Here is an 8892-nt window from a genome sequence, read left to right as displayed (position 1 = left end):
GTCCTGCCCCCGCACCGAAGGCCCGCTGCTCGGCGGGGTCAAACCACGCGACCTGCCGCCCGGCCGCGCGCTGCTGTGCACCCGCCGCGGCAGCCGGCTCATCCAGACCGGCTTCGTCGCCACCGCCGCCGACGCGGACGGCACCCCCGACCCCGCCACCGCGCGCTGATCCGGCCACCCTGCCGCGTCGCGCTCAGGGAGGCTGTGGGTATGACATCGGCTGATCCGGCTGGGCCGGCTGACCCCGCCGCCGAGACACCGCTCGCGCCCGGCGTGCTGAGGCTGGCCGCCAGCCTGCCCTCGACCGGACCCCGCGGCGGGGACCTCACACCGGTGGCGGCATGGATCGGCGAGCAGGTGGGAGCGAGCCTCGTCGTTCTGCGCGTGCCCGACCCAGCTGGGCCGACTGAACCGGACGGCCCGGACGGCCCGAGCGGCCCGAGCGGCCCGGCCGGCCCGGGCACGCCGAGCGGACCGCGCGGGCACCGGTGGGCCGCGCCGGGGCACCTCGGCCCCCCCATGCTCGCATCGGTCACCACGACGCACCCGATCCGCCATCGCGGAGTCGACATCGCCGCCCTCGAGGTGACCCTGCCGCCCCCCGCCGACACCTACCACCAGACGGATACCGATCGCCGATCGGCGGCGCACCGCCTGCTCGTCCTTCATCGCCGGTTGGACGAGGTGGCGGCGGTGCTCGGCGTGGTCGTCTCGGCCGCGGCGGCGCAGGCGGCGGCACGCGGGGCTCGACGGCAGCGCCAGGGCACGGTCGCCCGGATCGCGGATGCCCGCCAGCGCGCCGCGTCCCTCATGGAGAGCGAGCGGCACGCCCTCGAACGGGACCTGCATGACGGCGCCCAGCTGCATCTGGTGTCGTTGCAGCTCGCCGCGGCAGTCGTCGAGCACCGGCTGGCCACCGGCACCGCGGACGAGAACACCCTGGCCGACGCGCTCACCGATCTCGCCGCCCGGCTGGACCGCACCCATCAGCTTCTTGTCGACACCGCGGCCGGCATCATGCCCGGGCCGCTGCGGGCCGACGGCCTGGCCCCCGCGCTCGCACTGAGTCTGCGCGAGGCCCACGAGGTCACCCTCGAGATCGCGCCGGATGTGGGTGCCCGACGCTATCCCCCGATCGTCGAGAGCACGGTGTACTTCACCTGCCTGGAGGCCGTGAACAACGCCCACAAGCATGCACCGGGCGCCCCCGTGACTGTCGCGGTCCGCAACACCTACCACGGTCTCTGGTTCGAGATCGCGGACTCCGGGCCAGGCCTGAGCACAGCGGGAAGCCTGGTACCGACGCAGCTGCGGGCCCGGCTGGCCGCGGTCGGCGGCACCCTCCAGGTCACCTCGACGCCGGGAACGGGCACCAGGGTCGTCGGTACCATCCCGATCTGACCCAGGCAGGTACACACATCTGCGTCCGAAGGGTGGCCGGTCGCAGCCGGGAAAGGTGCAGCCGTGGTCGCGGGCGACCGGCGCGCGGCGGAGCTGTGGCGCGATGGTGCAGGTCAACTCGTTCTGAACCAATATGCCGTTGTGCGATCTGATCTTGTGGGTTCAACCTCGCCGTCAGGCTGATTGATCTCGGCCCACACGTCATCGAGGGAAAGGCTGAGGACATCGGCGATCGCCGCGATGGTCGGGAAGGCGGGGGTGGCTATGCGACCCGACTCGATCTTCCGAAGGGTTTCTGGTGAGACACCTGCATCTAGCGCGGTATCGAGCATCGAGCGCTCCCCCCTGGCCCGGCGTAGGAGGGCACCGAGGCGCTGCCCGCGCTCGACCTCTGCGGGAGTGAGCGGCAACCTGACCATGACTCCGATTATAATACCGGTATAGTATGGCCGGTATAGTTATTGGTTGCGTGAGAGTTGCGTGAGAAAGGCGCCTCATGGTCGAGATCCTGCACCCCACCGAACTGGCCCGCGCAAAGGACACAGGCGTCCTGGTCGCTGACATTTTGCAGACGCTGAAGAGCCGTAGCACGGTCGGCACGAACCTCCTGGACATCGACCGGTGGACCGAGACCATGATTGTCGAGGCCGGAGCGCTGTCCTGCTACGTCGACTACGAGCCGTCCTTCGGACGCGGACCGTTCGGCCACTACATCTGCACGGCCGTCAACGACGCCGTGCTCCACGGAATGCCACACGACTACACGCTTGCCGACGGCGACCTGCTGACACTCGACCTCGCCGTCTCCAAAGGCGGAGTCGCTGCAGACTCTGCCATCAGCTTCATCGTGGGCACATCAAAGCCCCCGGAGAGCGTCGCGATGATCAGCGCAACCGAACGCGCATTGAGTGCAGGGATAGCCGCGGCCGGCCCTGGGGCTCGCATCGGCGACATCTCCCATGCCATCGGCGCCGTCCTCAGCGAGGCAGGGTACCCGATCAACACCGAGTTCGGAGGTCATGGCATCGGATCAACGATGCACCAGGACCCGCACGTTTCAAACACCGGACGGCCCGGCCGCGGATACAAACTGCGCCCTGGGCTGCTGCTCGCACTGGAGCCGTGGGTCATGGCGGACACCGCCGAGCTCGTCACTGATGCCGACGGGTGGACGCTCCGAAGCGCGACAGGCTGCCGGACAGCACACAGCGAGCACACGATCGCTATCACCAACGACGGAGCCGAAATCCTCACCTTGCCAAAGCAGGCGCAACCGTGAGCACGCCCGGCGAGGAGATACCCGACGCGGACCGCGCCACGGTGCCGGAGATCACCGCCAGCCGGGCCGGCGGATCCGGATCGCCCCCGATGCCATCATCGAAAACCATGAACCAGCAGTAGAACAACACACGCCGGATGTTGAACACACATTCGTACGCTGTCGATAACCTTCCTGTGGGCAACGTGCTCGGGAAAACGCCTCCCGATCAGAGTCCCGGTCGGCCCGGCCGGTAGGGTCAGGCCGCGCCTGGGCCCGGGTCGTCGGTGCCGGCGAGGCTCTCGGGCAGCCACACGTCGACCACGGCAGCATCGGCCATGGAGAGGTGGCAGCGCAGGCCCCCGCCGAGGGCGGACAGGAGCCGCGCATCGACGACGAGCGCGGCGCGCAGTCGCTCCACCGAGCCGGCCGGGTCACTCACCCGTACCGCGAGCCGGCCGGCGGTGCGGGAGAAGTGGACCAACAGTTCCGCGTCGCCGGTCGCGGGCAGCGCCGCCAGCACGGCCGCCGTGGCGTGGTAGATCCCTGACTCGACCTCCCAGCCGACCCGCCGACCGAGGTCGCCGGTGCAGTGCGACCGGCGGGGCAGGCGGGCGGCCAGTTCGCCCAGCGCAAGGGCCGCGCCCCGACTGCGCAGGGTCGAGGGATGAACCGCACGCACCACCGTCCGGAAGCCCTCGATGAGGCCGTCGACAGCCGTCCGCAACGCGTGCAGCGCGGCCGGCGCCCCCGGTGGATCATCTCGCGCCACCGCGGCGAAATCGCGCCAGCGCCAGGTGACCTCGTCCAACCGGCGGGTCGTGCCAGTCAACACCCAGGTGGCCAGCCGTTGCCGCTCGGCGTCGAGGACCGCGGCGAGGTCCGCCTCGTTGCGCGCGGCCTGATCCGCCATTCCCTGCGCGCGTCCCCTCTCGTCCCGGCACGCGGCCTGGGCATGGGCCTCACGCAGCAGCAACGCCACGCAGTCGGCCGTCTGTGCGAGCAGCGCGGCCGGCACCGTCGCGGCCGGGCCGGCGGGCCCATCGACGATCACCAGCGCGCCGGCGTCCCGGTTGCCGTCGCGGACCGGGACGACGGCCCGCACGCCCGGCCGGTCCGTCATCACGGCGACGCCGGCCGGTCGTCCCCGCCCGGCCGGCGGCGAAGGACACGCGTCCGAGGGATCCTCGGGAAGCCAGAGGGTGGCGCTGCCGGCGCCGGCGGCCAACGTCAGGTTGTGCAGCAGCGGTGCCACCCGTTGTGCCAGGGTCGCGCCCGCGGGTAGCGACGCGACGTCCTCGGCGATGACCATCCAGGCCGGCCGCGCCACGGCCCGCTCAGGCACCGCCACGGCCCGCTCAGTCCCCTGAGCCACGGGCGTCCAGATAGCTCAGCACAGCCAGGACCCGCCGGTGATGCGCCGCCGAGCCGGCCGGCAGGTCCAGCTTCGTGAACAGGCTGGCGATGTACTTCTCCACGGACTTGGCCGACAGGAACAGGGCCGCCGCGATGCTGGTGTTAGACCGGCCTTCCGCCATCAGCCGCAGCACCTCCGACTCCCGGGGGCTCAGCGTCGCGAGTGGCCCGCTGGGCGCGGCAGGGCGATCGAGCAGGCGGCGGGCCAGCACCGGTTCGATGACGATCTCTCCGGCGTCGATGCGGGCCAGGGTGTCGGTGAGCACCTGAACTCCGGCGATTCGCTCCTTGAGCCGATAGCCGATCCGCTCGGTGCCGATCTCCAGGAATCGCATCAGGTACAGCGTCTCGGCGTAGTGCGACAGCAGCAGTAGGCCGGTGTCCGGATAGCGGGCGCGCACCCGCGCCGCGGTGGTGAGGCCGCCTTCGGCGCCGGGGGGCATGCGGATGTCGACGATGGCGACGTCGACCGGTTCGGCCGCCAGCAGATCCACCAGCGCGTCGCCGTCCGCGACGCAGCCGACGACCTCATGCCCGGCTGTGGTGAGCAGCAGAACCAGCCCCTCGCGGAACAGAGCGGCATCGTCGGCGACCGCTACCCGCACGGCGCCCAGGCCCCCACCACCGGTGGCCGCTGTGCCCGGCCCGGATCCTGCCGCACAAGCCGCCGCGGGACGCGGCCGGCGCAACGCCGCACGGCCGGCGACAAAACCGTCCGCATCCATACGACGAGTTCGAAGCACCCCACGCCCATGGGCCAATCGTTCCACGCCGGTCTCCCATGTGCGCGTCCTCGCGAACGCGCCCGGAAGTCATTCCACGGTGGCCGAGCGGGGAGCCACAAAGCGCATCCGGCCCCGCGCGCTGACAGCGAGGAGGGTCGCCGCAACCGCCACCGGGAGCACGGGGCATTCGTCCGCGATCGACCCGGCCGCTTGCTGCCCAGATAATTTTTCGCCGACTGGCTGCTTGCCCGCCGGCTGCTCGTCAGACGGCCGATCGGCAAACGGTTCGGAAAGCGGCGGACGACCCTTGTCGCCACCGCCAGAGGATTCCCCGCCCGGGTGCCCGTCGGACTCATCGGTGGCGACCTGAGATTTCACCGGAGGTTCAGAATTCGGCCATCGGTTGGATGGTTCTGCGTCACGCGGCTGTTCGCCGCCGAGCGGAGGCAACGGACACGCGGCCGGTGACGGCGGCCCGGCAGCCGGGGGCGGGCCGTCCACCAGGCGGCGTCCGGCGCGGATCCGCTGCGGCGCCGGCACGGCCAAGCGCAGGCGCTGCGCCTGCGCCGGGGTGACATCCGCCGGGAGCAGCAGCCGCAGCCGTGAGCGCGCGGGTGAAGGGAGGGCGTCCGCGAGCCGGCCCAGGGCGGTAAGCGCGCCATCGGACAGCTCGGCCGGCTCGACGTCGACGAGGAGATCGAATCGACCCGGATCGTGCGGCGCCGCGTCGGCGTCGGGGTCCACGGGGCGGCCGGCCCGGCGCAGGACCAGCCCGGCCGGAACGACCTGAACGAGCCAGTCGTCGAGTAGGCGGTACCCGCCGTGGCCCAGGTCCGACAGGCCGGGCGCGGGCACCCGCCAGCGCCACGGGCTCGGTGGGCCCGACGGCCGATAGATGCTCTGCTCGACGAGCGGGTGCCACCAGGAACCCCGGCCGACGTCGACGGCGGTGACCCGTGGTTCCCCGTCCGCCGCGGCCAGCAGCAGTCCATGCTGGGCCAGTAGCGGCCGGCCCAGCAGGGCAGCCAGCCGCCGCGGCAGGCAGGGTGCGCCGCTCGGATCGGCGTCCGGATCGGCGCCGGCGCCATAGTGGGCCAGGACGACTCCGTCGGGCCGTCGGGCCAGCAGCGCGCGCAGAAGGTCGGCGACGGCCGATCCGTCCGGCGCCGGTTCACCCGGTGCTCCTACGATCACGGTGAGCGCGCCACCCGGCGCCGCCACAGCGCGCCACGCCGGGTCGTCGGGCCTGGCCGCCGCCGTGCCGCTGGCCCGCACCCACAGCCCGGCCGGGACCGCCGTCGCCTCGAGGACCGCGGGGTCCACGCCAGGCGCCTCCCACCCGGCTGGCACGGCGGTGGCGTCGCCCACCTCGCCGTCGCCGTCGCCCACCTCGGCGTCACCGACGGCGCCGTCGTCCGACGTGGCGGGGTCGTCCGCCCGCATACCCGCCCCCCTCGCGCCGTGCCCGTCGCCCTCGTCGAGAGCACGTGCGGGCCAGGCCGGTGGTTCACCCTGCGCGGATCCGTCGGCGGCGCGGATCCGTCGGCGGCGCGGCTCACGCGCGCCCCGGGCCCCGGGCCCTTCCGCCCTTCGTCGATCAACCCGTCGACCGGCAGGCCGAACGTTCATCGCACCCGCGCACGGGACGAACCCATCCGTCATTCAACTGGTTCTTTTGTTCATCCACGTGGCCGGCCGTCCCGGCGTCCTGACGAGGCCGCCGATCCGCGGATGAAACCGCGAGGCGATTGCCTCCTGCCCCGGTGCGCGGTGGGCCGTGTGCGTTCGACCACCCCTGCATGATGTACGTGCGGGTGCCGGGGAACGGCGCGTAATGTTTCCGGCCGGGTTGTGCCAATCAGCCGGCATGCCCGCCGTGAACTCCGTATCCAGGCGTAGGCGTGTCTGTAGCTGGGAAGTCGCCTGTTCTGCCCGCACGCCGTCGACCAAGGGGGGACGTCCGATGTCGGCTCCGCACCGGATGACGGGCTCCACCCGCCGATGGGTGCTCGCGGGTTTCATCGTGCTGTATGCAATGGTGGCGATCGGGGTGGCAACGATCAGCGCCCGGAGTGCGAAGTCCCACTACTCCAGCCCGATGACGCGGGTCGATGCGCTGGGGACCGACCGCGGACCTTCACGGGCACCGCGTTCGCCCGCCACCGGGCCAACCCCGGTGGCCCGGTCCGCCACCACGCCATCGACGCCGGCCAGTGGCCCGCCCGGCGAGCTACCCACGACGCCGGTCGGCGCCCCGGCGGCCATGCCGACGCTGGTCGGCGCCCCGGTCGGCGCCCCGGCGGCCATGCCGACGGCGCAGGCCCTCGGTGCGGCGGCCCCGGCGGCGCCGCGGCCAGCCGCAGATCCCGCTGCACGCCGCCAGTCCGGGGCGACCGGCACCGCTCCCCCAGCCGCCCAGGCGGCCCCGTTCAGCCAGGCCGCGGCGCGCGCACCAGGCGTGGTGACGATGCCGGCGACGGTGAATCTGGCTCGCAACCGTCCGGTGAACGTCACCAGCCACACCGAGGTCTACGCCGGGCAGCAGGCCACCGACGGCGATGTCCACACCTACTGGGAGGGGCAAGCCGGTTTCCCGCAGACGCTGCGCGTCGACCTCGGCGCGGTGACGACGGTCGGCCGGCTGAGCCTGTACCTGCCGCCGGTCAGCGACTGGGGCCGCCGGGTGCAGACACTGTCCATCCGCGGCAGTCGCGACGGTGCGAGCTTCACCCGGCTCGTCGGCCCGGCCGCCTACGTCTTCGACGCCAACTCCGCCGCCAGCAACGCCGTGGTGGTGAGCCTGGCGAGCAGTGCGCAGCGCTATCTGGAGCTGCGTTTCACCGCCAACGACGGCTGGAAGGCCGCTCAGCTGTCCGAGCTGCAGGTCTGGTCCTCCTGAACCGCCGCCCACCACGACGGCCGCCCGCCGGCCGCGCCGCGCCGCCATCCTCTTCGCGGTGCAGGCCAGCCAGGACGCCTGACCCCGCAGACCGGCCGGGGACCGGGCGCCGGGGACCCGCAGCGCCCGGGGGCACCACCAGTCACGCAACGCCGGCAACACGCCGTCGCGAGGAACACACCCGCGGATACCCCGCCGCACAACCAGGTGGCCGACATCGGCCGCGACGCAGAGGATGGCACAGAGAAATAATTCGACCGCTTTGCGTGGCATCGTCGGGCTCGCGCGGTCGAGGCCGCGCCGCGTCTGCTGGGGGTCTGATGAGTAGCACGTGGGGGGAAGCGAACCGCGCCCGTCAGGGCGGCTCGATGCCGCCGCCGCCGGGGGGCGGCGGATCCGCACCGGGATGGGACCTGGTCCTCTCCCCCCTGACCTCGCGGGATCCCCGCGAGATCGGCGGGTATCTGCTGCGGGCCCGCATCGGCGAGGGCGGCATGGGCGCGGTGTACCTGTCGTACACGCCCGGCGGCCGGCCGGTGGCGGTGAAGATCGCCCGGCCGGAGTTCGCCGCCGATCCCGAATTCCGCCGGCGTTTCGCCACCGAGGTGACGCTCGTCCAGCGGGTGCAGGGCCTGTACACGGCGCCGGTGGTCGACTACGACGCGCAGGCGCCGCTGCCCTGGCTGGCCACGGCCTACGTCGCGGCCCCGTCGCTGGCCGCCGTCGTGGCCCGGCAGGGTCCCCTGCCGCCGGAGACCGTCCTGGTCCTCATCGCCGGGGTCGCCGAGGCCCTGGCCGCCATCCACGCCGCCGGGGTGATCCACCGGGATCTCAAGCCCGGCAACGTGATCGTGGCCGCCGACGCCCCCCGAGTGATCGACTTCGGCATCTCGCGGGCCGTCGAGGCGTCCTCGGGCGCGATCACCCAGGCCGGCGCGCGCATCGGCACGCCCGCGTTCATGGCCCCCGAGCAGGTCCAGGGCGGCTCGTTCGGTGCGGCCGGCGACATCTTCGCGCTCGGCTCGACGGCGTACTACGCGGCCACCGGCGAGCTGCCCTTCGGCGCGGACGCCGCCGTCTTCCACCGCATCGAGCATCACCAGCCCGACTGGGATCGCACTCCCGACGGGGTCCGTACCGTGCTGCAACACTGCCTGGCCAAGGAGCCCGCGGCCCGCCCCACCCCCGCGGCC

8 protein-coding genes are annotated in these 8892 nt (G+C 72.7%); 4 read left to right on the top strand and 4 right to left on the bottom strand.

Annotated elements, in window-relative coordinates; all coding sequences use genetic code 11:
• Positions 1-210 precede the first annotated feature (210 nt).
• Positions 211-1401, top strand: coding sequence for a sensor histidine kinase (locus NBZ85_RS22860; RefSeq protein ID WP_261562561.1), 1191 nt, complete (start codon positions 211-213; stop codon positions 1399-1401).
• Positions 1402-1514: 113 nt separating this feature from the next.
• Here the strand turns inward: NBZ85_RS22860 and NBZ85_RS22855 are convergent, their stop codons facing one another.
• Positions 1515-1820 carry a helix-turn-helix domain-containing protein gene (locus tag NBZ85_RS22855; RefSeq protein WP_261556604.1) on the bottom strand — a complete coding sequence of 102 codons (306 nt, stop codon included), beginning with the start codon at positions 1818-1820 and terminating at the stop codon, positions 1515-1517.
• Positions 1821-1897: 77 nt separating this feature from the next.
• Between NBZ85_RS22855 and map the strand changes: the two genes are divergently transcribed.
• A complete protein-coding gene (gene map / locus NBZ85_RS22850; protein WP_261556605.1) occupies positions 1898-2680 on the top strand; it encodes a type I methionyl aminopeptidase in 783 nt (260 codons plus the stop codon).
• Between the two features lie 238 nt (positions 2681-2918).
• Here map and NBZ85_RS22845 read toward each other — a convergent pair whose 3' ends face one another.
• The 3 genes from NBZ85_RS22845 to NBZ85_RS22835 form a co-directional block, all read right to left on the bottom strand.
• On the bottom strand, positions 2919-4010 hold the full coding sequence (locus NBZ85_RS22845) for a hypothetical protein (RefSeq protein ID WP_261556606.1): 1092 nt from the start codon (positions 4008-4010) through the stop codon (positions 2919-2921).
• A gap of 7 nt (positions 4011-4017) precedes the next feature.
• Positions 4018-4680, bottom strand: coding sequence for a response regulator transcription factor (locus tag NBZ85_RS22840; RefSeq protein WP_261556607.1), 663 nt, complete (start codon positions 4678-4680; stop codon positions 4018-4020).
• Between the two features lie 207 nt (positions 4681-4887).
• Entirely contained in the window at positions 4888-6243 is a 1356-nt protein-coding gene (locus NBZ85_RS22835) for a hypothetical protein (protein WP_261562560.1), read from the bottom strand.
• 520 nt (positions 6244-6763) lie between these two features.
• Between NBZ85_RS22835 and NBZ85_RS22830 the strand changes: the two genes are divergently transcribed.
• Together NBZ85_RS22830 and NBZ85_RS22825 are read left to right on the top strand one after the other, a co-directional pair.
• Positions 6764-7699: a discoidin domain-containing protein gene (locus NBZ85_RS22830; protein WP_261562559.1), complete on the top strand. Its 936-nt coding sequence runs from the start codon at positions 6764-6766 to the stop codon at positions 7697-7699.
• Positions 7700-8019: 320 nt separating this feature from the next.
• Positions 8020-8892, top strand: an 873-nt coding sequence (locus NBZ85_RS22825) for a serine/threonine-protein kinase (protein ID WP_438803104.1), incomplete at its 3' end; no start/stop codon positions are given.

Origin of the sequence: Frankia tisae (assembly GCF_025403405.1) — a bacterium.
Taxonomy (GTDB): Bacteria; Actinomycetota; Actinomycetes; order Frankiales; family Frankiaceae; genus Frankia; species Frankia tisai.
Note: the sequence above shows the minus strand (reverse complement) of the source record. Positions and strands in the feature narration are given on the sequence as shown.

Bases quoted from the DNA above. Each gene is read 5' to 3' on its own strand.
- NBZ85_RS22835 (WP_261562560.1), bottom strand. From the start codon at position 6,243: ATGCGGGCGGACGACCCCGCCACGTCGGACGACGGCGCCGTCGGTGAC.
- map (WP_261556605.1), top strand. From the start codon at position 1,898: ATGGTCGAGATCCTGCACCCCACCGAACTGGCCCGCGCAAAGGACACA.
- NBZ85_RS22855 (WP_261556604.1), bottom strand. From the start codon at position 1,820: ATGGTCAGGTTGCCGCTCACTCCCGCAGAGGTCGAGCGCGGGCAGCGC.
- NBZ85_RS22830 (WP_261562559.1), top strand. From the start codon at position 6,764: ATGTCGGCTCCGCACCGGATGACGGGCTCCACCCGCCGATGGGTGCTC.
- NBZ85_RS22860 (WP_261562561.1), top strand. From the start codon at position 211: ATGACATCGGCTGATCCGGCTGGGCCGGCTGACCCCGCCGCCGAGACA.